Source organism: Polaromonas sp. P3_A5, assembly GCF_056403055.1.
Genome location: NZ_JBFUGF010000003.1, coordinates 39523 through 64102 on the forward strand (window position 1 = coordinate 39523; position 24580 = coordinate 64102).

The following is a 24580-nucleotide window of genomic DNA, read 5'->3' on the forward strand; positions in this document are numbered from 1 at the left end:
TCCGGCCATCACCGTTTAATGACAAAATTGGCGTCCGGCCCAATAGGGGCATGCGCAAGCAGCTATCAAATCGATAGCGACGGCCGGCTTAATCGGGGTTGATGCCCGCTGCCGCCATGGGCGGCGGCAGCTTGCTGAGCGCCTCCGCAATCGCCGCCGTCCTGGCTTTGGCGGCAGCGGCAGCCGCGGCGTTCGTGGGGCCGGGGGAAGCGCCTGCTGCGCCGGCCGACAGCTGGCCGGCCACGTCGGCGGCCTGGCGCGGCTTGCCGATGGGCGCTGCCGCCAGCCCCTTCTGCACCGCCACCATGTCTTCCTCGCTCGGGTACTGGCCCAGCAGCACATAGTCAAAAACACGCCGTGCAATCGGCGCCGCCACCCCGGCGCCCCAGCCGGCGTTTTCCACGATCACTGCCAGCGCGATCTTGGGGTCTTCCGCCGGCGCAAACGCCATGTAAACAGCGTGGTCGCGCTGGTACTCTTCCATCTTGCTGCTGTTGTACTTGTCTTTCTGGCCGATGGTGACCGCCTGCGCCGTGCCGGTTTTGCCGCCGCTCAGATAACCCGCGCCGGCAAACACGCGTGCCGAGGTGCCTTCCTGGGTGACGCCAACCAGGGCCTTGCGCACGATCGCGATGTTTTCAGCCTTGTAGCCCAGGTTTTCCGGCGCATCGGCCGGCAGCGGGTGCATCACGCGCGTCACCGGGTCCTGCGTGCCGATCACCAGCCGCGGCCGGTGCTTGACGCCGTTGTTGGCCAGCACGGCCGTGGCCTGCGCCAGCTGCAGCATGGTGAAGGTGTTGTAGCCCTGCCCGATACCCAGTGAGATGGTTTCGCCGGGGTACCACTTCTGGTGCTCCGGCCTTTTATAGGCTTTGCGTTTCCAGGCCTGGCTGGGCAGCACGCCCGTGACTTCACCGCTGATATCGATGCCGGTGATCTGCCCAAAGCCCAGCGGCTGCATGAAGTCGTGCATGGCGTCCACGCCGAGTTCGTTGGCCAGCGAATAGAAGTACACGTTGCTCGACTTCACGATGGCGCGGTACATGTCCACCGCCCCCAGCGCAATGTCGCCGTGGCTGCGGAAGACGTGGCCGCCGAAACTCCAGGAGGCGTTGTCGTTGACGATGAAGCTGGCGGAGCGCTTTCCGGTTTCCAGCGCCGCCATGGCCATGAAGGGCTTGTAGGTGGAGCCCGGCGGGTAGGTGCCGCGCAGCGCGCGGTTGAGCAGGGGCTTGTCCAGCGAATCCCGCAGGTATTGCCAGCTCTCCGTGTCGATGCCGTCCACGAACAGGTTGGGATCGAAAGTCGGCTTGCTGACAAACGCCAGCACGTCGCCGGTCTTCGGGTCCATGGCCACCAGCGCGCCGCGCCGGTCGCCGAACATGTCTTCCACCAGCTTCTGCAGGCGGATGTCCAGCGACAGCATGACGGTGTTGCCGGGCGTGGCCGGGTTGCTGGCGAGTTTGCGCATGGCGCGGCCGCCCGCCGAGGTCTCGACCTGCTCGACGCCGGTGGTGCCGTGCAGCTGCTGCTCAAAACTCTGCTCGACGCCGAGCTTGCCGATGTAGTCGGTGCCGCGGTAGTTGCCTTCGTCTTCGCTGCCTTCAATGATTTCTTTTTCCGCCTGGTTGATGCGGCCGATGTAGCCCACCACGTGGCTGCCCAGCTCCCCATAGGGGTAGCTGCGAAACAGCCTGGCCTTGATGTCAACACCCGGAAAACGGAAACGCTGCGCCGCAAACCGGGCGACTTCCTCGTCGGTCAGGCGCGTGCGTATGGGCAGCGATTCAAAACTTTTGGACTCTTCGCGCAAACGCTTGAAACGCCGCTTGTCGCGCACCTGGATGTCGACCACCTTTTCCAGCGCGGCAATGGTTTCTTCCAGGTTGTCGACCTTGGAAGGAGTGATCTCCAGCGTGTAGGCCGAATAGTTGGTGGCCAGCACAACGCCATTGCGGTCCAGGATCAACCCCCGGTTGGGCACGATGGGCACGATGGCCGTCCGGTTGCTTTCGGCCTGCTCGTTCAGGTCGGCATGGCGGTACACCTGCAAATACACCAGCCGCGCCGCCAGCAGAGAAAAAGCACACAGCACCGCAAAGCTGGCCACCAGCACCCGCGCACGAAAGCGCGACAAATCCGCTTCAACGTTGCGAAGTTCAGTCATGACACTCTGACCCTGCAACCGCCAGAAAGTGCCCACAACAAAGAGGCGATGCGAAGCGAGCCGAAAAAGGCCAGTCCGAGCCGCGGAACTGGCTTTGCCAGGCCGCAGGCGGGGCGGCCCCCGAGGGGCTGGAGCCCGCGGCTCCAAGCCTGCCTGCGCAGGCTTGGACGGGCGATAGAGGCGAAGCGTCTCGCGAGCCGCGGCCTGCAAGGCCTCGGGAACACACGAAGTGAGTGACCGTGGGGGCCATATCTAGAGTGGCCGGTTCTGGTCGGGATCGGGTGCACGGCGCTGCGGCACCAGCAGCAGCACGCTTACCACCGGCCACAAAACGGCCTCAATCAGCGGCGCCAGCAGCATGATCCAGCCCGGGAAAATGCCGCCGCCGATCATGCGGATCACCAGCTCCACACCATGCGCCACCGCAAACAGCGGCAGTACCTGCAAGGCCTGCGACGGTACCGTGAACCAGAGCAGGCGGCGATGGATCATCGTGGCAAAAAAGCTCAGCGCCGTATAGGACAGCGCATGCTGGCCCAGCAGTGAGGACTGGTGCACGTCCATGCCCAGACCGAACATGAAAGCCACGCCGATGCCGACACGCAGCGGCTGGTGCACGTTCCAGAACACCAGCACCAGGGCCAGGAAATCGGGCATCCACGGCACGCGGCCCAGGGGCAGCATGTCCAGCAGCAGCGCCGCGATCAGGCTGCACCAGATGAAGACGGGATTGGCCGGCAGCAGCAGCTGCTGGCCCGATCGCATGATCATTTCGAAGCCCCCTTCTTTTTGGGTGCAGGTTCGGGCGTGTCGTCGGGCCGTGGCGGGATCTGGCCGGTGCCGGGCTTGACCACGATAACGTGCCGCGCACCCGTCACGAGCGCCTGCGGTGTGCAGAAAATTTTTGCGAACGCCGATTCCGCGCGCCGCTCGATGCGGCTGATTTTGGCCACCGGCAGGCCGGCCGGGTAGACGCCGTCGACGCCGCTGGTGGTCAGCAGGTCGCCTTGCTGCACATCGGAGTTGCTGCCCATGAAGCGCAGCTCCAGGCCGCTGCCCGAAACGGTCGGGTCGCCATAGGCCACGCTGCGCGCGCCGGTGCGCACATTGAGCACCGGAATCGCCAGGTCGCGGTCGACCAGCAAGGTCACTTCGCTGACCAGCGGATGCACGCGGGTGACTTGACCCAGCACGCCAGACTCGTCCAGCACCGGCGAGCCCAGGTCAACGCCCTGCGCCATGCCTTTGTCGATGATCACCTTGCGGGTGTAAGGGTCCGCTGCGTCATACAGCACCTCGGCAGCCATCACCGGCGTGCCGAGCTGTTCACGCAGGCCCATGAGCTTGCGCAGGCGGTTGTTCTCCTGCGTGAGCTGCTCGACCTGGCCGGCGCGCAGCGACTGGAGCGCGAGCTTGCGGCCGGCTTCTTCGCTGCTGGTTTTGGCCTGATTGAGGGTGGTGAAATATTCACCGCTGCTTTTGACAGCGCGCACCGGTTGCAGCGCCAGCCATTGCACCGGATACAAGGCCGTAGCCAGCGCGGCGCGCACCGGTTGGGTAATGCGAAAACGCGTGTCGGCCACCATCAGGAACAGCGACAGCGCGCTGAAAAACACCAGCTTGGACAGCGCCGAAGGCCCCTGTTTGAAAAAGGGCGGCGGGGATCTGTCGAGGGTTCCTAAAGGCATGGTTCGCTGTCAGGCTGGCCCCGCTTCATGCCCGGCGTGCAGCATGAAGTGAAGACGCTTATTCCGAGGTGAAGATGGAACCCAGGCGGTCCATGCGCTCCAGCGCAATGCCACAGCCGCGCACCACGCAGGTCAGCGGGTCTTCGGCCACCAGCACCGGCAGGCCGGTTTCTTCGGCCAGCAGGCGGTCCAGGTCGCGCAGCAAGGCGCCACCGCCGGTCAGCATCATGCCGCGCTCGGCGATGTCGGCGCCCAGCTCGGGCGGCGTTTGCTCCAGCGCGTTCTTCACGGCGCTGACGATGTTGTTGAGCGGGTCGGTCAGGGCTTCGAGGATTTCGTTGCTGGAGATCGTAAAGCTGCGCGGCACGCCTTCGGACAGGTTGCGGCCCTTGACTTCCATTTCCTTGACTTCGGAGCCCGGGAAGGCCGAGCCGATGCTCTTCTTGATGGCCTCGGCGGTGGGCTCGCCGATCAGCATGCCGTAGTTGCGGCGGATGTAATTGATGATGGCTTCGTCGAAGCGGTCGCCGCCGACACGCACGCTGCCCTTGTAGACCATGCCGCCCAGCGAAATCACGCCGACTTCGGTCGTGCCGCCGCCGATGTCGACCACCATGGAGCCGCTGGCTTCCGACACGGGCAGGCCCGCGCCAATCGCGGCAGCCATCGGTTCTTCAATCAGGTACACATCGCTGGCACCGGCGCCGAGCGCGCTTTCGCGGATGGCGCGGCGCTCAACCTGGGTGGAGCCGCAAGGCACACAGATGATGATGCGCGGGCTGGGCTTGAACAGGCTGCGCGGGTGCACCATCTTGATGAACTGCTTGAGCATCTGCTCGGTCACGGTGAAGTCGGCGATCACGCCGTCTTTCATCGGGCGGATGGCCTCAATGTTGCCGGGGACCTTGCCCAGCATGGCCTTGGCTTCGTGGCCGACGGCCTGGATGGTTTTTTTGCCCTGGGGGCCGCCTTCGTGGCGGATGGCAACCACAGAGGGCTCATCCAGCACAATACCGCGGTCGCGTACAAAAATCAGGGTGTTGGCGGTGCCAAGGTCAATGGCCAGGTCGGTGGAGAAGTACCGACGGAATGATTCAAACATATGCAGGAGTCCGGTTGAGCATGAGCAAACTTCGTTGCTCCATCGCCTTTTTATTGATCAAGCAATTATGGGGAAGTTGAGCCAGAGGCGCTCTGAAATCTGCTTCTGGCACCTAAAAAACGCCTAAAGCCCGCATCCAACCCTGATTTCACACCAAAGGCGGGATAATAACGCATCCCCTATAGATCAATAGCTTTAGCCTGCCTGTTTTTTCAGCTTTACACCTCGTTTCAGCCCCTGTTTTCTGGTTTATTTTTCCCGTATTTCCTTCATCCCTACCCCATGGCATTGACACCCCAAGACATCGCCCGCGTCGCCAATCTGGCGCGGCTGGAATTGCGCCCCGACGAAACCGAGCACACCCTGGCCCAGCTCAACGGCTTTTTTGCCCTGGTCGAGCAGATGGAAGCCGTCAATACCGACGGGGTGGAACCTTTGGCCCATCCGGCCGCGGTGATCGGTGAAGTGGCCCTGCGCCTGCGCGAAGACGTCGCCAGCGAGCCCAACCAGCGCGAGGCCAGCCAGGTGAGTGCGCCCGCCGTAGAACGCGGCCTGTTCCTCGTGCCCAAGGTGATCGAATGAGCGGCGCCATGAAATCTTCTTCCGCTTCTTCTGACCTCCACGACCTGGGTGTTGCCCAGCTGGCCGCCAGATTGGCCGCCCGCGAAGTCTCCAGTGTTGAGGTCACGCAACATTTCCTGGCCCGGATCCAGCAGGAAAAGCTGGGCGCCTTCCTGTCCACCAATGCCGACGTGTCGCTGGCGCAAGCCAAAGCCGCCGACGCGCGACGGGCCGCCGGTGAACGCACACCCCTGCTGGGCGTACCGCTGGCGCACAAGGACGTTTTCGTCACGCGCGACTTCCCCACGACAGCCGGCTCAAAAATCCTGGAAAACTACCGCAGCCCCTTTGATGCGACCGTGGTGGGCAAGCTCGGCGCAGCCGGCATGGTCACACTGGGCAAGCTCAACTGCGACGAGTTCGCCATGGGCTCGGGCAACGACAACAGCGCCTACAAGCCGGTGAAGAACCCCTGGGACCTGCAACGCATTCCGGGCGGCTCCTCGGGCGGCTCGGCGGCCGCCGTGGCGGCCCGTCTGGTGCCCGCCGCGACAGGCACCGACACCGGCGGCTCGATCCGCCAGCCTGCGTCGCTCACCGGCATCACCGGCATCAAGCCCACCTACGGCCGCTGCTCACGCTACGGCATGGTGGCCTTTGCCTCCAGCCTGGATCAGGCCGGCCCGATGGCGCGCAGTGCGCTCGACTGCGCCCTGCTGCTGTCAGCCATGGCCGGGCCCGACCCCGACCGCGACTCCACGTCGCTGGACTTGCCTGTCACTGACTATGCTACTGATTTGATAGCTGCCGGCGCACAATCTGCGGGTGCAAAGCCGTTAAATGGCTTGAGAATCGGGCTGCCCACGCAATTCTTCGGTGCGGGTTGCGCACCTGACGTGCTGGCCGCCGTGCGCGCCGCGCTGGCCGAATACGAAAAGCTGGGCGCCACATTGGTGGACGTGAGCCTGCCGCTGACCGAGCTCTCCATCCCCGTGTACTACGTGATCGCGCCGGCCGAAGCCAGCAGCAACCTGAGCCGCTTTGACGGCGTGCGCTACGGCCATCGCGCCGCCAACTACACCGACCTCAACGACATGTACAAGAAGTCGCGTTCGGAAGGCTTTGGCGACGAGGCCACGCGCCGCATCATGATCGGCACCTATGTGCTGTCGCACGGCTACTACGACGCCTACTACCTCAAGGCGCAGAAAATCCGCCGCCTGATCGCGCAGGATTTCCAGACCGCCTTCACGCAGTGCGACATCATTGCGGGCCCCGTTTCACCCACCGTGGCCTGGAAGATCGGTGAAAAGTCGGACGACCCGGTGGCCAGCTACCTGGCCGATATCTACACGCTCTCATCGAGCCTCGCCGGCCTGCCCGGCATGAGTGTGCCGGCGGGCTTTGGCGCGGGCGGCATGCCCGTCGGCCTGCAGCTGATCGGCAACTATTTCAAGGAAGCGCAGCTGCTGGGCGCCGCGCACCAGTTCCAGCTGGCCACCGACTGGCACCTGCGCCAGCCCCCAAGCCTCCAAGTGATTTGACATGAGCCAGACCCAACCCACCGTCAACCCCTTCGCCGAAATGCAGGCCGGTCGCCCCACCGGGCCGCTGGTGCAAGGCTACGAAGTCATCATCGGCTTTGAAACCCACACGCAGCTCACGACGCAATCGAAAATCTTCAGCCGCGCTTCCACCGCGTTCGGCGCAGAGCCGAACACGCAGGCCTCCGCCGTGGACTTCGCCTTGCCCGGTGCGCTGCCTGTGATGAACAAAGGCGCAGTACAACGCGCCATCGAGTTCGGCCTGGCCGTGAACGCGCACATAGCCGAGCAAAGCGTGTTCGCACGCAAGAATTACTTCTACCCCGACCTGCCCAAGGGCTACCAGATCAGCCAGTTTGAGATCCCGGTGGTACAAGGCGGCAGCGTTGAATTTTTCCTGGACGGCGAGAAGCGCTCGGTGCGCCTGGTGCGCGCCCACCTCGAAGAAGACGCCGGCAAGTCGCTGCACGAAGACTTCATCGGCATGAGTGGCATCGACCTGAACCGCGCGGGAACGCCGCTGCTCGAAATCGTGACCGAGCCCGACATGCGTTCGTCCGCCGAAGCAGTGGCGTACGCCAAAGAGTTGCACAAGATCGTTACCTGGATCGGCATCTGCGACGGCAACATGCAGGAAGGCAGCTTCCGCTGCGATGCCAACGTGTCGGTGCGCAAGCCTGGTGCCGAGCTGGGCACGCGCCGCGAGATCAAGAACCTGAACAGCTTCAAGTTCATGCAACAGGCCATCGACTATGAAGTGCGTTGGCAGATCGAGCAGATTGAAGACGGCCACACGATTCAGCAGGCCACCGTGTTGTTCGACCCGGACACGGGCGAGACGCGTTCGATGCGAACCAAGGAAGACGCCGCGGACTACCGCTACTTTCCTGATCCGGATTTGCCGCCGCTGGTGATAGGCCGCGACTGGGTGGAGAAGACCCGCGCCGACATGTCAGAACTGCCGCGCGTGATGGCAGCACGCTTTGTGGCTGATTACGCCCTGCCCGAATACGATGCCGGCCAGCTCACGCAAAGCAAGGCCACGGCAGCTTATTTTGAAGCAGTAGCAACACTGAGCAAGCAGCCCAAGCTGGCCAGCAACTGGGTCATGGGCGAGTTGTCGCGGCGGCTGAACAGTGAAGAAAAATCGATTGAAACTTCCACCGTCAGCGCAGCGCAACTTGCCGCCCTGATTGGCCGGATTGCGGATGGCACGATTTCCAACAATGCTGCCAGGCAGGTGTTTGATGCGTTGTGGACCGGCGAGGGGCAGGACGTAGACGTCATCATTGAGGCCAAGGGCCTCAAACAGATGAGCGACACCGGCGAGCTCGAGAAAATCATCGACGATGTTCTTGCCGCCAACGCCAAAAACGTCGAGGAAGTTCGATCGGGCAATACCAAAGCCTTCAACGCACTGGTCGGCCAGGCCATGAAAGCCACCAAAGGCAAGGCCAATCCGGCCCAGGTGAACGAGTTGCTCAAAAAGAAACTGGGCTGACCGTTCTGACGGCGTTAGCAGCGGCCCAGGGGCGAGCCGCTAATTTTTTGCGGCGCCAGCAACACCACTGGCCGCAATGGCAGGCACGCCGGCAATGGTCCACAGCTGCTTGAGCTTGGCCAGCTCTTCGTCAAACCGCTGGTTGACGCGTTTTTTTTCCTGCTCCTGGTCCTGGATGAACTTCTTCTGTACCAGGGCGCTGCTGTCGTTTTCCTCGATCTTGCGTTTCAGCGCGAGGGGCGCCTTGGCGGGGTCTTTCGCGTAGAACTCGAGCTCGCTGTTGATGCTCTTGCGCTGCGCGGCCAGTTCCACCGTTCTTTTGCTCGCAGCCTTGATGACCTCGTCGATCTGGGCTAGCGCGGTGACGCGTTCCTGGTCGTGCACTTCCCGGCGCGGATAGCGCAGCAACAGGGCGCGGTCACGCCGTTTTTCCTCGGCTTCGCGTGCGCGCACTTCGGCGGCGACCTTCTCTTTTTCCTCAAGGGCGGCGCGCTCCTGCACGGTCAGCGACGGGCCCACCTGGCGCTTGACCGCGCCGGACGGGCTCAGCTCCTGCTGTGTGCGGTCTATGCATTCAATGATCGGGCGGTCTGCCGTGATCTTGCGGCCTTTGCCGTCTACACAGGTGTAGATGTTCTGCGCTGCAACAGGGCCGGCCAGGCACATGAGTGAAATACAGGTGACCGTGAGCGGGGTTCGCAGGAGCAATTCGAATCCTTAATTGACGCCGTATCGTTCGCGATAGGCCAGCACCGACTGGTAGTGCGCTTGCAAAGATAACGTTTCAGGAGCGCTTGTAGCCGACGTGCCGCCCTGCCTGGAGAGATACTGCAGCAAGTCGGTCAGGCGCGCAATCGCACAAACCTGCAACCCCAACTGATTCGTAACATATTGCACAGCACTGTGGTTCACATCCACACCGTTTTCGGTGGCCTTCTCCTGCCGGTCCAGCGCCAGCGCCACGGCGTGGGGAATGGCCCCGGCTGCCCGGATGATGGCAATGGATTCGCGGGCAGCGGTGCCGGCGGACATGACGTCGTCAATGATCAGTACGCGGCCCTTGACCGGGGCGCCGACCAGCGTGCCGCCTTCGCCGTGATCCTTGGCCTCCTTGCGGTTGTAGGCAAACGGAAAATTGCGCCCCAGCCGCGCCAGCTCGATGGCCACCGCGGCAGCCAGCGGAATGCCCTTGTAGGCGGGCCCGAAAATCATGTCGAATTCAAGACCGCTGCGCTCTTCTTCGGCCAGCAGGTGGCGCGCATAGAATTGCGCCAGCCGGCCCAGCTTGGCTCCGTCGTCAAACAGGCCGGCATTGAAAAAATAGGGGCTCATGCGCCCGGCCTTGGTCTTGAATTGCCCGAAGCGCAGTACGCCTGATTCGACGGCAAACTGCACGAATTCCAGTGCCAGCGCATCGTCCGCAGAATGCGCTTTGCCCTTGTTGTCCCGTTTCCCTGCCGTGCTCATTTGAAAGTCCCATGTTTAAATTAACCAGCCTCAACCTCAACGGTATCCGCTCCGCAGCCAGCAAGGGGTTGCTGGACTGGGTTGCACAATCCATGCCGGATTGTATTTGTGTGCAGGAGCTCAAGGCCCAAGCCGCCGACATGAGCGGCCGGTTCGAGGAAATCGCCGGCATGAAAGGCCATTTTCACTTCGCCGAGAAAAAGGGCTACTCCGGCGTCGGCGTGTACACGCGGCACGAACCCAGCGATGTCATCGTGGGCTACGGCTCCACCGAATTCGACGCCGAAGGGCGTTATGTGGAACTGCGCTTTGACAGACCCGGGCGCAAACAAAGCCCCAAGCTGTCCATCATCAGCTGCTATTTCCCGAGCGGCTCTTCGGGCGAGGAACGCCAGGCCGCCAAGTTCCGCTTCCTGGCCGAGTTTTATCCGCGCCTGCTGGCCCTGAAGGAAACGCGCGACTTCGTGCTGTGCGGCGACATCAATATCGCGCACCAGGAAATCGACCTGAAAAACTTCAAGGGCAACAAAAAGAACAGCGGCTTCCTGCCCGAAGAGCGCGCCTGGATGACCGAGCTGCTGCGCGATGCCGAGCTGGCCAACGAAGCCGCACAGGAGCTGACAGAGCGCACAGGCCCCTCGGTCAAGGGCGGCGGTATGGTCGATGTCTACCGAAAGCTGCAACCCACAGCCACGGACGCGGCCTACACCTGGTGGAGCAACCGCGGCCAGGCCTATGCCAAGAATGTGGGATGGCGGCTGGACTACCACCTGGCCACGCCGTCATTTGCCGCGCTGGCCCGCAGCGAACATATCTACAAGGAACAGCGGTTTTCCGACCACGCGCCCATGAGCGTGGACTATGAGTTTGGACTTTGACCCCCGCCCAGGCTCACTGCGTGTAGCCTGTCCCCCCTTCCAGGGGGCGGCGCCTGCGGTCTGGCAAAGCCAGTCCCGCGGCCCCTGCTGGTGAATACCCCGCTGGTTAGTCCCTGAATTTTCAACCCAGCCGGGGCCGCGGATCCGGCTTTGCCGGGCCGCAGGCGCAGTCCCCTGCAAGGGGAAAAGGGCTACACGCAGTGAGCCCGATAGGGGTGTGCCAATTTCTCGGCTTTGCCAGACCGCAGGCGGGCGGCCCCCTCGGGGGGGCAAGGAGTTACACGCAGTGAACGACTGTGGGGGCTCTACTCCACCGTGGGGGCTCTACTGTGCTGCCCAGATGCGCTGGATCTGGCTAGACAGCTCCATCGGGTCAAACGGCTTGGGGATCACCTCCATGGCGCCCAGGCCCTTGTACACCGCGACCTCTGCAGCCTGCACCTTCGCGGTCATGAAAATCACCGGCGTGTCGGCCGTGGCCGGCAATGCCCGAAGACCTTTGAGCGTGCTGGGCCCGTCCATGCCGGGCATCATCACGTCCAGCAGCAGCAGGTCGGCGCCGGCGCCCGGTGCGGCATCCAGCGCCTCCTGGCCCGAAGCGCAGGCGATAACGGTGAAGCCGCCTACGGCTTCCAGCGCCATCTGCGCAACCATACGAATGTCGGGTTCGTCTTCGACATACAGGATACGGGTCAGTGGTTTGGTCATGATCAGATCAGGGGTTGGGATTGGGTGGGGCGGTAGTCGGCGGGAATCTGGAGCACACGCTGGATTGTATTGAGCAGTTCGGTATTGGAAGTATGGGCCTTGACCAGCACCGCATCGGCCTGCTTGCCATCTGCCGGGTTTACGTCGCCGGCCGAGAACACGATCACCGGCGGACGCGGATCCAGGGCGTCGATATCCTCGAACAGGTCCCAGCCCGAATGGCTGCCGAGCGACAGGTCCAGCAGGATCAGGTCGAATGAATGCTGGCGCAGTAGGGCGCGAGCCTCGTCCAGCGTTGTGGCAAATTCGAAGGTCGCAAAATCCTGTGCAATGGCGGCCGTGATTTGCTGGATATCCTGGTCGTCTTCGACATGCAGAACGCGCGGTTTGCCTTCATCCACGCTGACAACGGCCCGTCGCAAGCTGTGAATAAGCAACCGCTCGTCAATGGGTTTCTTGAGCCAGTCCGACACCGTGTGCGGCTTGCGGTTGAACTGCAACTGCCCCTGCTCGGCCATGGCCGAGATCACCACAACAGGCAGGTGGCGGGTTCTTTCATCCTCCCGCAGCTGGCCGATAAAGGCCACGCCGTTCTGCCCCGGCAGTTTCAGGTCTACCGTCACCGCGTCGTAGCTGTTGGCTGCCAGGCAAGCCAGCGCCTGCTCCGCGCTGTGTGTCATATCGGAGTCGAACCCGGCCTTGCTTAGCATCATGCTGATCAGCCTGGCCACGTCGGGATCGCCTTCGCAGATCAGGATGCGAGGCCGGGTTGAAACAGCCGGCTGTATCCGCACGGGTTGCAGCAGTGGCACCGGGTTGGTCCATTCCGGCACCTCAAAAAAGAAGGTGGTTCCCACGCCTTCCGCGCTGCTGAAGCCGATCGTGCCGTCCATCTTTTCCACCAGCGCGCGAGAAATATTCAGGCCGAGGCCGGTTCCGCCTTTTTGCCGGGTGTCGGAAGAGTCTGCCTGCGAGAATTTCTGGAAAATGCGACCGTGGAACTCCTCGGGAATGCCGGGGCCGACATCAACCACCTCGACGCGAACGCGCTGCGCCGACCTTGACAGCCTGACCTCCACCGGGCTGCCCGGCGGCGAAAACTTGACCGCGTTGGACAGAAGATTGGTCAAAACCTGGGTCATGCGATCGGCGTCGATCCGCACCTGCAGGGCGACGTCAGGCGCCCGCAACACGAGGTCCACCCGGTGCTGGCCGGCAAAGCCCTCGTTGGCGACCAGCGCCTGCTGCACCAGTTGCCGAAGGTCCACCACCTGCAGGTCCAGGCGCAATTTGCCGGACTCGATTTTTTCACTGTCCAGGATGTCGTTGATCAGCCGGATCAGGCGCTCGCAGTTGCTTTGGGCAATGCCCACCAGGTTCTTCACCGCCGCAGGCAGCTCACCGGCCACGCCGCCGGAAATCAGCCCCAGAGAGCCGCGTATGGACGTCAGCGGCGTGCGCAGCTCGTGGCTGACGGTGGATACGAATTCGGTCTTCATGCGGTCGATACGCCTGAGCTCGGTGATGTCCGTGCCCATTGAGAAGAACCCGATGACCTTGTCTTTGGCGGCGCCTTCGCCGTAGCGGGGGAAATACTGCATCGCGAAGTGCCTGCGCTCGCCTTGCGGCGTCACCTGGGTGCGTTCGTAGCGGACCGGCTTGCCGCTCAGCACTTCTTCCACTTTCTCCCGGACGGTTTCGTAAATCTGCGGACCCAGCACTTCAGCCAGGGGGTGCCCGTCGATCTGCTCGAAGCTCAGGCCGAAAGCAGCTTCGTAAGCGCGGTTGTGAAAGCGAAAGCGCTGCTCCGTATCGAGGTAAGCAATCAGGGCCGGCACCGTATCGGTGACCTGGCGCAGCTGGGACTCGCTCGCCCGCAAGGCCTTGCTGATGCGCTTGCTCTCGGTAATGTCATGCATCAACGCGGTGAAAAGGCGGCGGCCGCCGACCTGCACATCACTAAAAGACACACTGACCATGAACTCGCTGCCATCTTTGCGCATGGCGCGCACTTCCTGCCCGGATATCCGGAACGTTTCCGGCTGCTCCCGCATCATGGAAGTGAAATCCTTGTATTGCTGGCGAAACCGCGGCGGCACCAATTCCGACACGTCACGGCCGATCAGATCGCTTTTCTCGTACCCAAAGAGTTGCAAAGCCGCCGCGTTGGCCTCCAGAACGATATCGTCGGACGTGGTGGTGATCACCGTTTCGACCATACCCTCGGTAATGCTGCGGCTCATCACTTCTGTGTCTCGCAATTGCTCCTCGCCGCGTTTTCGCACGTGCTCATAGTGCTTGACCACATAGACCATCCAGGCCAGCATGCAGGCAAACAGCAGGTTTCCCGCGATGATGAAGCCCTGAGCCCACTGGGCGCTATGCTCCGCCGCGGCCTGCGCGTCACGCCACTTATGGACCTCGCGATTACGCGCGTTTTCCAGCAACCCGTCGGTGCGCAGCCTCAATTGCCGGCTGGCATCACTGCCGAGAACGGTCGCAGCGGCTTCGGGGCCGGACGCCTTGCGCGCCGCGATGGACTGGTTCGCGATCTGGGCGCGCTGGTTGATCAGTTCGTCAAACTCTACGGCCTCCTGCAGCACGTTGGCGCTGCGCATGCGTGCCCTGATCGCGCGCAACTCGACCCGAGCCCGCTGGAACTCCTCCAGCTCCTGGGGGCTGCCGCTCAGAAGATACTGTCGCAATGTGGACTCGGCCGTGCGGAGGCCGGAGTCCGCACGCTCGAGCATCACCAGCGTGTCTTCCGTGCGCACCCGGGATTGCGCCGTTTCAATCAGGCGGTCGATGCCGATGTACGAGGCCGCACCCACAACCATCATCAGCACAAGGCCTGCAGCCAATGCGATTTTGATCTTGACCAGAAAAGCGTTGGAGGAAAACATGGACATTTTGTGCGATCTGATCGTAGGCGTTCACGCAGTACCGGGAAAGCGCTGCTGCAGTGCCTTAACTGCCCGTCCGACTTCGGCCTGCACCTGCGGCGAAAGCGGCCGGCCGGCACCGACATGAGGTTCTATGGCCAGTTCCAGCGCCTGGGCCGCAAGACCGAGGTCGGCCCATCCGAAGGTTGCCGCAGATCCGGCCAGGCTGTGCGCATGGCGTTCCAGGGTTGGCAGAGCCTGCGCCAGATCGTCGCCGTTGAGAATTTGTTGCCATAAGGCCTCCACCTGCTCAAGACGACGCGGCAACGAGCGGGTGTAATCGGCGCGCTGCTCCTCCAGAAATGCGAGCAGGGCCGGGTTGGGTTGCGTCATGGCATCCGGAAAGCTGGCGCCAGCCATGCGCTATTTGATGCGGTTCCGCGGGAGAAGCTGGTGACCAGCCCCGAAGTCGCCTTGGCATGCAAGCCGCGCGGGCACGCATGTTGCACTTGATGAAGAAGAAAGCACATGCGGCTTATCTTACGGCGCAGGTGCCAAAACGCAGCGTAGGACAAGTACGAGGTTTCGCCTTGGGGTGCACCGCTTGCGGCGGGATGTCAGAAGCGAATCATCTGTACCGATGAATAATTAATTCTTATAGCCTGCTTTATCGCAAAAACCCCTGAATCTACGCGGAAACTAAATACATTAGCATTCAATCATTGGGGCCGCCGCGCGCATCAAGCCGATGGATCGGCAGCCCGCCCCAGCGCAGCGATCACATCAGACTGGGTAATAATTCCCACCAGCCGCTCTCCCTCCCCGATGATGGGAATGTGGTGGTGACCGGTGCTGCCGAACAGCGGCACCAGCTCCACCAGCCGCCGGTGCATGCCCGCTACGCGCACGTTGCGGGTCATGATCTGGCCCACGACTTCGGGTTTGTCGGAGTAAACGCTGCGCGTGGTGCGCACCAGCTGCCTCAACTTGGCGTCAAAGCCTTCGTACAAATCGAGTTCAGCCGCCCGCATGAAGTCGGCCTGCGTGATGATGCCCGCGATGCGGAAGCTGCGGTCCACCACCGGCAAGGCCTTGATGCGGCGCTCCCTCAGCAGGGCCCAGGCCTCTTCCAGCGGAGTGCCGAATTCCACCGTGACGAGATCGCGCGACATGACGTCGGCGCAGCGGACTTCCGCCAGTTTGCGGTCGTACGCGCGCAGCCGGGTTTCGGCCAGCAAGGTCTTGAGGTCGTCGCGGCTGACGTCCAGCACCTGGTTGTAGCGCGCCAGTACGGCGTCCAGATCCGCATCAAGCAACTGGTCTTCTACGGACGGCGCGGGGCCCGGCGGGGCCAATTGGGTGTGGGGATAGGCCCTGCGCGTGGCGTTGTTGTAGGCGACGCCGACCGCCACCAGCAGCACGGAGATTGAGCATCACGGGATAGAAGGCAAACAGCGGGTCGGAAACTCCGCCCAGCACCACCATCAAGGCAGTGGCGCCGCCCGGCGGGTGCAGGCAGCGCAACGCCAGCATGAGCGCGATGGCCGTGGCCACGCCCACTGCGGCCGCAAGCGCCGGCGAGCCCAGCAGATGCATGCCATGCACGCCCGCAATGCCGGCAAGCGCCGACAGGGTATTACCGCCCACCACATTCCAGGGCTGCGCCATAGGACTGGCCGGCACGGCATACACCAGCACGGCGCTGGCGCCCAGCGGCGCCACCAGCCAGGGCAGGCCCGGCATCATCCGGTCAGCCAGGTGGCACAGCAGCCCCGTCACGAAAATACCCAGCAGCGACCCAACGACAATGCGCAGTCGCTCGCGAGAGTTGATGCGGGTGCGTCCCGGCCGGAAGCCCCGCCACCAGGCGCGCGTGAAGAATGCGGCGCGCTGCGTCAAACCGGTCACCAGGGGCCAGATCAGCCGCGCGCGCGTTGATAAAGACCCTGCACCTTGGGCACATTGGCCTGCAGTTGCTGGATGCGCTCAGGACCGGAGGGATGGGTAGAAAGAAAGCTCGGACCGCCGGCACCGCCACCAGCCTGCGCCATTTTTTCCCAGAGGCTGACGGATGCCTGCGGGTTATAGCCGCCGCGCGCGGCCAGCTCCAGACCCACGAGGTCGGCGTCCGTCTCGTCTTCGCGGCTGAAGCGCAGCGTCAGCAGCTGGGTGCCGATGTTGGCAGCCACGTCGCCGAGCTGGCCCAGGCCGAGCAATTGCGCACCCAGCGAGAGCAGCTGCCCGGTTCCCGCGCTCTTGGCGATGCGGGAACGTGCATGCTCGCGCAGCGCATGGGCCATTTCGTGGCCCATGATCATTCCAATTTCATCGTCGGTGAGCTTGAGCTGATCGATGATGCCCGTGTAGAACGCAATCTTGCCTCCGGGCATGCAGAAGGCGTTGATCTGCTTGCTGCCGAGCAGGTTGACCTCCCAGCGCCACTGGTTGGCACGGTCGTTCCACTGTGCGGCCTGCGGCACCAGCCGGGTAGCGATGCCGCGTATGCGCTGCAGCTGGGGATTGCCCGGCGACGCCAGCGCCCCTTTGGACTTTGCCTCCGCCAGCAGCTTGGCATATTCCTGCGTGGCGGCGTTTTCCAGTTCCTCGGCAGGGATCAGCTTGCGCAGCCCCGATGACGGCCCGACATCAACCTGCGCAAGCAGCGGGGTGGTGACGGCCGTCGCTGCGGCGCCGCCGGCAGCCAGCAGGAACGCCCGGCGGCCAGCCCAGGCAGAGTGTTTGGCCTCGCATAAAAAGCACATGGGTGAATAATAGTCACAAATCAAAATGCCCATGTCAGACAAAACCCCCTCCTCCGAACTGCCATCATCCGCCCCTGTCGCTGCGCACAGCGCGGCATCTACAGCCCCCACTGTTAAAGCCGCACCCAAACCCGCCTGGCGCGATGTCTGGCGCGTGTATGCCGAAGCCGCCACGCTGCGCATGCTGTTTTTGGGTTTTTCCGCCGGCCTGCCCCTGCTTCTGGTGTTTGGCACGCTGAGCTTCTGGCTGCGCGAAGCCGGCATAGACCGCACCACCATCGGCTACCTGAGCTGGGTCGGGCTGGCTTACGGCTTCAAGTGGGTGTGGGCGCCGCTGGTGGACCGCATGCCCATTCCGCTGCTCACGCGTCTGCTTGGGCGCCGGCGCAGCTGGCTGCTGCTGTCGCAGCTGGTCATCGTGGCGGCGCTTGTCGGCATGGCACTGACGGACCCCAAGCTGGCACTGCAACCCGTCGTGTGGTGTGCACTGGCCGTGGCATTCGGGTCGGCTACACAAGACATCGCGCTGGACGCCTACCGCATCGAGTCGGCCGACATCCAGCGCCAGGCCGCACTGGCTGCCGCCTACCAAACGGGTTACCGCATCGCGATGATCTGGGCCGGCGCCGGGGCGTTGTGGATTGCAGCGCGTGCCGAAGTCGCAGGCGACGCCGTCACTTACCAGCACGGCGCATGGCAAGTGGCCTACCTGGTCATGGCGGCGTCCATGCTGCTGGGCATGGCGACGGTGCTGCTGTCGCCTGAACCAGCGCCGCGCCCGCTGGCGCCGTCGCGCAACGCTGCAGAGTGGCTTAAAACCGCGCTGGTCGACCCGTTCGCCGATTTCCTGCGCCGCTACGGCAAGCAGGCGCTGCTGATCCTGGCCCTGATCGCGGTCTACCGCATCAGCGACGTTGTCATGGGCATCATGGCCAACCCGTTCTATGTCGACATGGGCTACACCAAAGACGAAGTAGCTGCAGTGACCAAAATTTACGGCGTGGTGATGACACTGGTCGGTGCCTTCGTGGGCGGCGCGCTGGCCATGCGCTTCGGCGTCATGCGCGTGCTGATGCTGGGCGCCGTGCTGAGTGCCGCCAGCAACCTGCTGTTTGCCTGGCTGGGCACGCGGGGCCACGACGTCAACGCGCTGATCTTCGTGATCTCGGCCGACAACCTCTCCAGCGGCATTGCTTCAGCCGCTTTCATCGCCTACCTGTCGAGCCTCACCAACATCAATTATTCGGCCACCCAATACGCCCTTTTCAGCTCCATGATGCTGTTGCTGCCGAAGTTTCTGGCCGGCTATTCGGGCAAGTATGTGGACTCTTTCGGGTACAGCAACTTCTTCACCGCAACGGCCCTGCTGGGCCTGCCGGTGCTGGTTCTGGTGGGTTTTGCCTCAAGACTTAAAACGCCGCAAACCCAGAAGGAATAAGCGCAATCAGCTATTAATTCAATAGCAATTCCGCACCATGGCGGACGTGCCGTGCACGGAGTATGCTGGAGGCTCGCTGCCCCGGTTTACCGTAACTTTACGGTGGCTTCAAGCGGGATTGTTGCGCCCGGCGCACCATGAATTTCATTGTGATCCCACCCCAAGGGGAACACCTGCACACGAGGACCAGCCATGACCCAACAGCTTTTGATGATTGAAGACGATACCCGCCTGGCCAATATGGTGGGCGAATACCTGCGCCAGTCGGGCTACGGTTTTACCCACGCAGCCGACGGCGCGGCAGGTCTGGCAGCACTGGAAGCCGCAACGCCCGACCTGGTCATCCTGGACCTGATGCTGCCCGACATGGATGGACTGGAAGTGTGCCGGCGCATCAAGGGCCAGGGCAGCGAAAACGCCAATACCGCCGTGCTGATGCTGACGGCCAAGGGCGACCCGATGGACCGTATCGTCGGCCTGGAAATTGGCGCTGACGACTACCTGCCCAAACCTTTCGAGCCGCGCGAGTTGCTGGCGCGCATCCGGGCCGTGCTGCGCCGCGGCGGCGAAACGGGTGCGGCAGCCTCCAGCGGCGGCCACAAGGTCATGCGCTTCGGTTCGCTGGAGATCGACCGCGATGCACGCACCGTATCGGTGTCCGGCAACCCCTGCGAGCTGACGTCTTACCAGTTCGACCTGCTGGTGGCGCTGGCCGAACGTGCCGGCCGCGTGCTAAGCCGCGACCAGATCATGGAAGCCGTACGCGGCCGCGAACTCGAGGCCTTTGACCGCTCCATCGACGTGCACATGGGCCGCATCCGCAGCGCCATCGAGGCCGACGCAAAAGACCCGAAACGCATTCTGACGGTGCGGGGCGTCGGCTACGTTTTTGCCAAACAGCAGGACTAAGGAGGGAAATGGCTATGGAGCTCCTAGAAATGCAATTGTCGGGATGCAGGGCGAGGCGCCCGGAGCGCAGGACACCGGAATGCACTTGGGTACATGAGGATTCCGAGCACCGCGCAACGATGCCATCCGCCCGAAAATTGGACTTATAGGAGCTCCATATGTGGGGACGTTTTACCTCGCACCTGTATGTGCGAATCTGGCTGGCTGTTGTCGCTACAGTGCTGGTCCTCACTTTTCTGGTGGGCGCGGCGTGGCGCCTGAGCGCCGACCCGCCGCAGCTGCCGATACGCGAAGTGCTGGTGCACAACGACAAGGGCGAAGTCATCGGCACAGCGCAAACCAAGCCCGACCGCAAACCCGGTGACGGCCTGGAATTTGACGTGCTGACCAAAGACGGCCAGACCCTGAACCTGGTGTTGCCGCGGCCCAAACGCCCACCCGGCAACAACCCGTGGAACCGCCCTCCGTTTGGTTTTGGCTGGATGCTGGTCGTGGTCGGCCTGGCCGTGGCGCTGGGCGCCTACCCCGTGATGCGAAGGCTGACGCTGCGGCTGGAAGCCCTGCAGCGCGGCGTAGAGCGCTGGGGCGCCGGTGATTTGTCGGCCCGCGTTAACGCAGACGGCAAGGACGAGGTGGCCTTCCTGGCCAGGCGCTTCAACCACGCGGCCGAGCGCATCGAAACCCTGATGGAGTCGCACAAATCGCTGCTGGCCAACGCGTCACACGAATTGCGCTCACCACTGGCGCGTATCCGCATGGGGCTGGAACTCATGGGCACCGACGCCGCATCACCGCAGCGCAAGGAAATTTCCCGCAGCATCTCCGAACTCGACCAGCTGATCGACGAGATATTGCTGGCCAGCCGCCTCGACGCCAAGCAGGCCGACGCGGAGCCTTTTGAAACCCTGGACCTCACGGGCCTGGCGGCCGAAGAATGCTCGCGCGTCAATGCGGAGTTGAGCGCAGAGCTGAGCCAGGATTCCAGCGGCGCCGGCCTTGGCATTGATGCCGATAGCCACAGCCTGACAGTACAGGGCTCTCCACGCCTCTTGCGCCGGCTGATTCGCAACCTGCTGGAAAACGCGCGGCGCTATAGCACCGGCGAGATTAACCTCGAGCTGGCACAGGCCCGGGCCGGCGCAAAACAGCGGGCCGTGATCAAGGTGCATGACCGCGGCCCGGGCGTGCCCGCCGAGCAGCGGGAGCGCATTTTCGAACCTTTTTACCGGTTGCCCGGCGCCAGTGAACGCGAAGGCGGCGTGGGGCTCGGCCTGGCCCTGGTGAAGTCGATCAGCCAGCGCCATGGCGGCAGCGTTCGTTGCGAAGCCCGGCCTGGCGGCGGCGCGACTTTTGTTGTTGAATTGCCGGTCGCCCACCCATAAACGTGAAATAAATCACGAAGTACGGCCTCCAGCAACACTAAACCGCGCGGTCTCCTCTATTTGGAGAATGGTCAGACAGCGTGTAATCGCCGACATTTCTTCCCGTTGCTGTCACAACAATGGATAGGGGAAAAGGGGAACTAAAAGGGACTAAAAACCAAAACGTCGGTGAAACATTTCAATGATTCCCAACGACATCTTCCTCACGGAAGAAGTTTGCAAAAGCCACCTCGCGGTGGCTTTTTTTTGCCTGAAGACATGGCGGCGCGCCCTTTGATACGCTCAGGGATTCAGCCACCCACAGGAACCCCATGAGCCTTGCCACCACACCCCCAGCTCCCGCCGTCCCCCAGGGCTTCTTCCAGCTTGCCGAAGACCGGATGCCGCTGATGCCGCGGGAGGCCATGTCACCCGCGCAGCAGGCCGCTGCAGACACACTGATCGCCGGCCCGCGCAAGGCCGTGTTTGGCCCGTTCATTCCCCTGCTGCGCAGCCCGCAGCTCATGGGCCGCATCGGCGACGTGGGGGCTTACCTGCGCTTTGAAAGCGCGCTGGACGCGCGCATCCGCGAACTCGTTACCTGCGTGGCGGCCCGCCATACCGCCAACCAGTTTGAATGGCTGATGCATGCGCCGCTGGCGGTGGCTGCGGGCGTGAGCCAGGCCACTGTGGACGCGATCGCCGAAGGCAGGCAGCCGCGCGAACTGGCCGCCGATGAGGCCGTCGCGCTGGACCTCACGTTCGAAGTGCTGCGCCAGCACGGCTGCTGCGACGCCACCTACGCCGCGGCAGTGAAAACTTTCGGCGAACAGGGTGTGGTCGAGCTGGTCAGCCTCGCCGGCTATTTTGTGATGGTGTGCTGGGTGATGAACGTGGCGCGTACGCCGACCCAGGGCAAACCGGGTTTTTCGCCGCTGGCGGCCTTCCCCGCCTGACCGGCCTAATTTCCCACCCGGGGAACCGGTGGCAGCGCCGCCAGCACCCGCTCGGCGCCCATATCGTTCAGGCAGCGCGTATGGCCCAGCGGGCATTCGCGCTCGAAGCAGGGTGCGCAGTCCAGCGGCGGCTGGTAGGCGGCATCAGCTTTGAGCCACAGCACGGTGGCCTTGTCGCTTAGCGGCGGCGTATGCAGGGGGCTGGACGAGCCGAAAATCGCCACTTGCGGCACACCGAAGGCCGCAGCCACGTGCATCAGTCCCGAGTCATTGCTGATCGTGCTCTGGCTTGCGGCGATCAGGCACAGCGCCTGCACCAATGAGGTCTTGCCCGCGAAGTTCAGGCATTTGCCGGGCTGCGCCGCGTTCACGGGCGCGGCGATTTCTTCGCAGAGCGCCGCCTCCTTGCCGGAGCCCAGCAACACTACCGGCAAAGCCAGCCGCGCGGCGAGTTCTGAAAAGTGACGGGCGGGCCAGCGCTTGGCAGGACCGTATTCGGCGCCGGGCGCAAACACGTAATAGCCGCCGCGTTGCAGGCCCAGTTCAGCCAGCGCCTGCTCAATTTCAGCGGGTGCCATCTGCAGTTGCGGCCGGTCTTTGTCGAGGTCCGCCCCACCGCTCAACGCTGAATAAAACGCCACCATGGGCGGCTTGTTCTTCGGATTCTTGAGCCGGTGCGTGAGCAGGCCCACTCGCGCTTCACCGAAATAACCGATGCGTTCCGGGATGCTGGCCAGAAAAGGCAGCAGTGCGCTTTTCAGCGAATTGGGCAGGACATAAGCTTTGTCGAAACGTCCCTCGATGCGCCTGGCAAGCGCGCGACGTTCGCGGAACTGCAAGCCGCCGTGTGCAAAGGGAAATTCAATGACATCGGCCACCTGCGGCATCGCCCGGTAAACCGGCGCCACCCAGGACAAGGCACCTACCGTGAGACGTTCGCCGCGCGCATGCAAGCGGCGCATGAGCGGCTCGGTCATGACGGCGTCACCAATCCACTGAGGTGCGATCACAAGCGAGTGAATTGCACCCTGTGAGCCAGATCTGTCGTCGGATTTATGGCTCATTGCGAAGGATGGCAACATCAAAATCTTTGCGAGCGCACGGGATGGCCTGCTTGCGATACTTGGCGACAAATTCTCTCGCCTCGTCCAATGTCTTTGGATAACGGACAGTTTCGTTGCCTTCCCGAACGGGCTGAAAAAGAAATCCGTTGATTACCAGGAATCTTACTTTTTCCCACTGCCGGGTATCGCGGGATTTAGGTGCCGAGAATTTGCGGCTCAAAACGACGAGCTGGCCGCCACATTCTGGGCATAAGCGGGCGGTCACACTCCGCGGTTTTTTGAATGTCTTTCGGCAGTCCAGGCAGGCGTGCGGAAAGAGAACACCTTGAACGTGTTTCTCTTTTACAAAATAGCTGTGATGTTTGAAGCTGCCCATCAGAATGAAAGGCGACCGCGATTAGTGATGTCCGCCGAAGTGCTCGCCGGCTTTCAGCGCGTAAACCGTGCCGCAATACGGGCACTTGGCCTGGCCGGTTCGGGCCACGTCCAGGTAAACCTTCGGGTGGCTATTCCAGATTTTCATGTCGGCCTTGGGGCTGGGGCAGTAGACGCCGCCCTGGGCGTTCAGGTCCGAAGCCAGCAGTTCGACAGAGGAGGAGGCGTGGGTCGTTGTGGGGGTGCTCATCGCGGGACTTTCAGTAAGCGCTTCAGACTTTGGCCAACCAGTGGGCGTATTTCGGATTGCGGCCGTTGACGATGTCAAAGAACGCGCTCTGGATTTTTTCGGTGATGGGGCCGCGCGAGCCGGCGCCGATTTCAATGCGGTCGAGTTCGCGAATCGGCGTGACTTCGGCGGCCGTGCCGGTGAAGAAGGCCTCGTCGGAGATATACACCTCGTCGCGCGTGATGCGTTTTTGCACGAGCTCCAGGCCCAGGTCCTTGCAGATGTGCAGGATGGTGTTGCGTGTGATGCCGTTGAGCGCGCCTGCAGACAGGTCGGGCGTGTAGACCACGCCGCCCTTGATCACAAAAATGTTTTCACCCGCGCCTTCGCTGACAAAACCTGAGGCGTCGAGCAGCAGCGCTTCGTCGTAGCCGTCATCCAGCGCTTCCATGTTGGCGAGGATGGAGTTGGTGTAGTTGCTCACCGCCTTGGCCTGCGTCATGGTGATGTTGACATGGTGGCGGGTGTAGCTGGAGGTCTTCACACGGATGCCGCGCTTCATGCCTTCTTCGCCAAGGTAGGCGCCCCAGGCCCAGGCCGCGACCATCAGGTGAATCTGGTTGCCCTTGGGGCTGACGCCGAGTTTTTGCGAGCCGATCCAGGTCAGCGGGCGGATGTAGCAGGACTCCAGCTTGTTCTCGCGCACGACGGCTTTCGTGGCTTCGTTGACTTCGGCCTGGGTAAAGGGAATCTTCATACGCAAGATCTTGGCGCTGTTGAAGAGGCGCTCGGTGTGCTCTTCGAGCCGGAAAATCGCCGTGCCACCCTGGGCGTTGTAGGCCCGCACGCCTTCAAACGCGCCGCAGCCGTAATGCAGGGTGTGGCTCAGCACGTGGATCTTGGCGTCGCGCCAGTCGACCATCTGGCCGTCCATCCAGATTTTGCCGTCGCGGTCTGCCATGGAAGGAATAACTGGGGACATGGTGCT

Annotated in this window: 22 protein-coding genes and 1 pseudogene; 8 read left to right on the forward strand and 15 right to left on the reverse strand. The window is 62.9% G+C overall.

Translation table 11 applies throughout. The annotated features are described in order from the left end of the window. Window positions 1-88 precede the first annotated feature (88 nt). From mrdA to AC1DU8_RS19725, 4 genes are all read right to left on the reverse strand, one after another. Complete coding sequence (gene mrdA / locus AC1DU8_RS19710) at window positions 89-2167, reverse strand: penicillin-binding protein 2 (protein ID WP_457281703.1); 2079 nt, start codon at window positions 2165-2167, stop codon at window positions 89-91. 252 nt (window positions 2168-2419) lie between these two features. Further along, on the reverse strand, window positions 2420-2938 hold the full coding sequence (mreD, locus tag AC1DU8_RS19715; protein ID WP_457281704.1) for a rod shape-determining protein MreD: 519 nt from the start codon (window positions 2936-2938) through the stop codon (window positions 2420-2422). Further along, window positions 2935-3855, reverse strand: a complete 921-nt coding sequence (gene mreC / locus AC1DU8_RS19720; protein ID WP_457281705.1) for a rod shape-determining protein MreC — start codon at window positions 3853-3855, stop codon at window positions 2935-2937. Before mreC ends, mreD begins: the two co-directional genes overlap by 4 nt. A 58-nt stretch (window positions 3856-3913) precedes the next feature. Next, window positions 3914-4957, reverse strand: coding sequence for a rod shape-determining protein (locus AC1DU8_RS19725; protein WP_457281706.1), 1044 nt, complete (start codon window positions 4955-4957; stop codon window positions 3914-3916). A gap of 282 nt (window positions 4958-5239) precedes the next feature. Here AC1DU8_RS19725 and gatC point away from each other — a divergent pair, with 282 nt between their 5' ends. Genes gatC through gatB form a run of 3 tightly spaced genes read left to right on the forward strand, consistent with a single transcriptional unit; the run spans window position 5240 to window position 8563 of the window. After that, entirely contained in the window at window positions 5240-5539 is a 300-nt protein-coding gene (gene gatC / locus AC1DU8_RS19730) for an Asp-tRNA(Asn)/Glu-tRNA(Gln) amidotransferase subunit GatC (protein ID WP_457281707.1), read from the forward strand. An 8-nt stretch (window positions 5540-5547) separates the two neighbouring features. Further along, window positions 5548-7062: an Asp-tRNA(Asn)/Glu-tRNA(Gln) amidotransferase subunit GatA gene (gene gatA / locus AC1DU8_RS19735; protein ID WP_457281708.1), complete on the forward strand. Its 1515-nt coding sequence runs from the start codon at window positions 5548-5550 to the stop codon at window positions 7060-7062. Window position 7063: 1 nt separating this feature from the next. Beyond that, on the forward strand, window positions 7064-8563 hold the full coding sequence (gatB, locus tag AC1DU8_RS19740) for an Asp-tRNA(Asn)/Glu-tRNA(Gln) amidotransferase subunit GatB (RefSeq protein WP_477727175.1): 1500 nt from the start codon (window positions 7064-7066) through the stop codon (window positions 8561-8563). A 39-nt stretch (window positions 8564-8602) separates the two neighbouring features. Here the strand turns inward: gatB and AC1DU8_RS19745 are convergent, their stop codons facing one another. Both AC1DU8_RS19745 and pyrE read right to left on the reverse strand, forming a co-directional pair. Beyond that, entirely contained in the window at window positions 8603-9271 is a 669-nt protein-coding gene (locus AC1DU8_RS19745) for a DUF4124 domain-containing protein (RefSeq protein WP_457281709.1), read from the reverse strand. A gap of 9 nt (window positions 9272-9280) precedes the next feature. Further along, entirely contained in the window at window positions 9281-10030 is a 750-nt protein-coding gene (pyrE, locus tag AC1DU8_RS19750; protein ID WP_477689668.1) for an orotate phosphoribosyltransferase, read from the reverse strand. An 11-nt stretch (window positions 10031-10041) separates the two neighbouring features. Here pyrE and AC1DU8_RS19755 point away from each other — a divergent pair, with 11 nt between their 5' ends. Continuing rightward, complete coding sequence (locus AC1DU8_RS19755; protein WP_457281711.1) at window positions 10042-10908, forward strand: exodeoxyribonuclease III; 867 nt, start codon at window positions 10042-10044, stop codon at window positions 10906-10908. Window positions 10909-11232: 324 nt separating this feature from the next. On the opposite strand, the gene AC1DU8_RS19760 is transcribed toward AC1DU8_RS19755, so the two are convergent. From AC1DU8_RS19760 to AC1DU8_RS19780, 5 genes and pseudogenes are all read right to left on the reverse strand, one after another. Further along, window positions 11233-11616 (reverse strand): response regulator, encoded by a 384-nt coding sequence (locus tag AC1DU8_RS19760; protein WP_457281712.1) that lies wholly within the window; start codon window positions 11614-11616, stop codon window positions 11233-11235. A gap of 2 nt (window positions 11617-11618) precedes the next feature. Next, complete coding sequence (locus AC1DU8_RS19765) at window positions 11619-14519, reverse strand: PAS domain S-box protein (RefSeq protein ID WP_457281713.1); 2901 nt, start codon at window positions 14517-14519, stop codon at window positions 11619-11621. 30 nt (window positions 14520-14549) lie between these two features. Continuing rightward, window positions 14550-14918 carry an Hpt domain-containing protein gene (locus tag AC1DU8_RS19770; protein ID WP_477667555.1) on the reverse strand — a complete coding sequence of 123 codons (369 nt, stop codon included), beginning with the start codon at window positions 14916-14918 and terminating at the stop codon, window positions 14550-14552. 320 nt (window positions 14919-15238) lie between these two features. Then, window positions 15239-16397: pseudogene (locus tag AC1DU8_RS19775) on the reverse strand (HPP family protein). 20 nt (window positions 16398-16417) lie between these two features. Then, window positions 16418-17260 (reverse strand): M48 family metallopeptidase, encoded by an 843-nt coding sequence (locus AC1DU8_RS19780; RefSeq protein WP_457281716.1) that lies wholly within the window; start codon window positions 17258-17260, stop codon window positions 16418-16420. Between the two features lie 31 nt (window positions 17261-17291). Here AC1DU8_RS19780 and AC1DU8_RS19785 point away from each other — a divergent pair, with 31 nt between their 5' ends. From AC1DU8_RS19785 to AC1DU8_RS19800, 4 genes are all read left to right on the forward strand, one after another. After that, window positions 17292-18698: an AmpG family muropeptide MFS transporter gene (locus AC1DU8_RS19785; protein ID WP_477667556.1), complete on the forward strand. Its 1407-nt coding sequence runs from the start codon at window positions 17292-17294 to the stop codon at window positions 18696-18698. Window positions 18699-18890: 192 nt separating this feature from the next. Further along, the gene (locus tag AC1DU8_RS19790) at window positions 18891-19607 is read left to right on the forward strand and encodes a response regulator (protein ID WP_457281718.1); all 717 of its coding nucleotides are present in this window, start codon (window positions 18891-18893) and stop codon (window positions 19605-19607) included. 158 nt (window positions 19608-19765) lie between these two features. Further along, window positions 19766-20989, forward strand: a complete 1224-nt coding sequence (locus tag AC1DU8_RS19795; protein WP_457281719.1) for an ATP-binding protein — start codon at window positions 19766-19768, stop codon at window positions 20987-20989. 311 nt (window positions 20990-21300) lie between these two features. Beyond that, on the forward strand, window positions 21301-21924 hold the full coding sequence (locus tag AC1DU8_RS19800; RefSeq protein WP_457281720.1) for a carboxymuconolactone decarboxylase family protein: 624 nt from the start codon (window positions 21301-21303) through the stop codon (window positions 21922-21924). Between the two features lie 5 nt (window positions 21925-21929). Here the strand turns inward: AC1DU8_RS19800 and waaF are convergent, their stop codons facing one another. The 4 genes from waaF to AC1DU8_RS19820 are packed head-to-tail and all read right to left on the reverse strand — an operon-like array spanning window position 21930 to window position 24574. Next, the gene (waaF, locus tag AC1DU8_RS19805; protein WP_457281721.1) at window positions 21930-22988 is read right to left on the reverse strand and encodes a lipopolysaccharide heptosyltransferase II; all 1059 of its coding nucleotides are present in this window, start codon (window positions 22986-22988) and stop codon (window positions 21930-21932) included. Continuing rightward, the gene (locus AC1DU8_RS19810) at window positions 22978-23364 is read right to left on the reverse strand and encodes a hypothetical protein (RefSeq protein WP_457281722.1); all 387 of its coding nucleotides are present in this window, start codon (window positions 23362-23364) and stop codon (window positions 22978-22980) included. Before AC1DU8_RS19810 ends, waaF begins: the two co-directional genes overlap by 11 nt. Window positions 23365-23385: 21 nt before the next feature. Further along, window positions 23386-23613, reverse strand: a complete 228-nt coding sequence (locus AC1DU8_RS19815) for a zinc-finger domain-containing protein (RefSeq protein WP_477667557.1) — start codon at window positions 23611-23613, stop codon at window positions 23386-23388. 22 nt (window positions 23614-23635) lie between these two features. After that, window positions 23636-24574 (reverse strand): branched-chain amino acid transaminase, encoded by a 939-nt coding sequence (locus AC1DU8_RS19820; RefSeq protein ID WP_477667558.1) that lies wholly within the window; start codon window positions 24572-24574, stop codon window positions 23636-23638. Window positions 24575-24580: the final 6 nt, after the last annotated feature.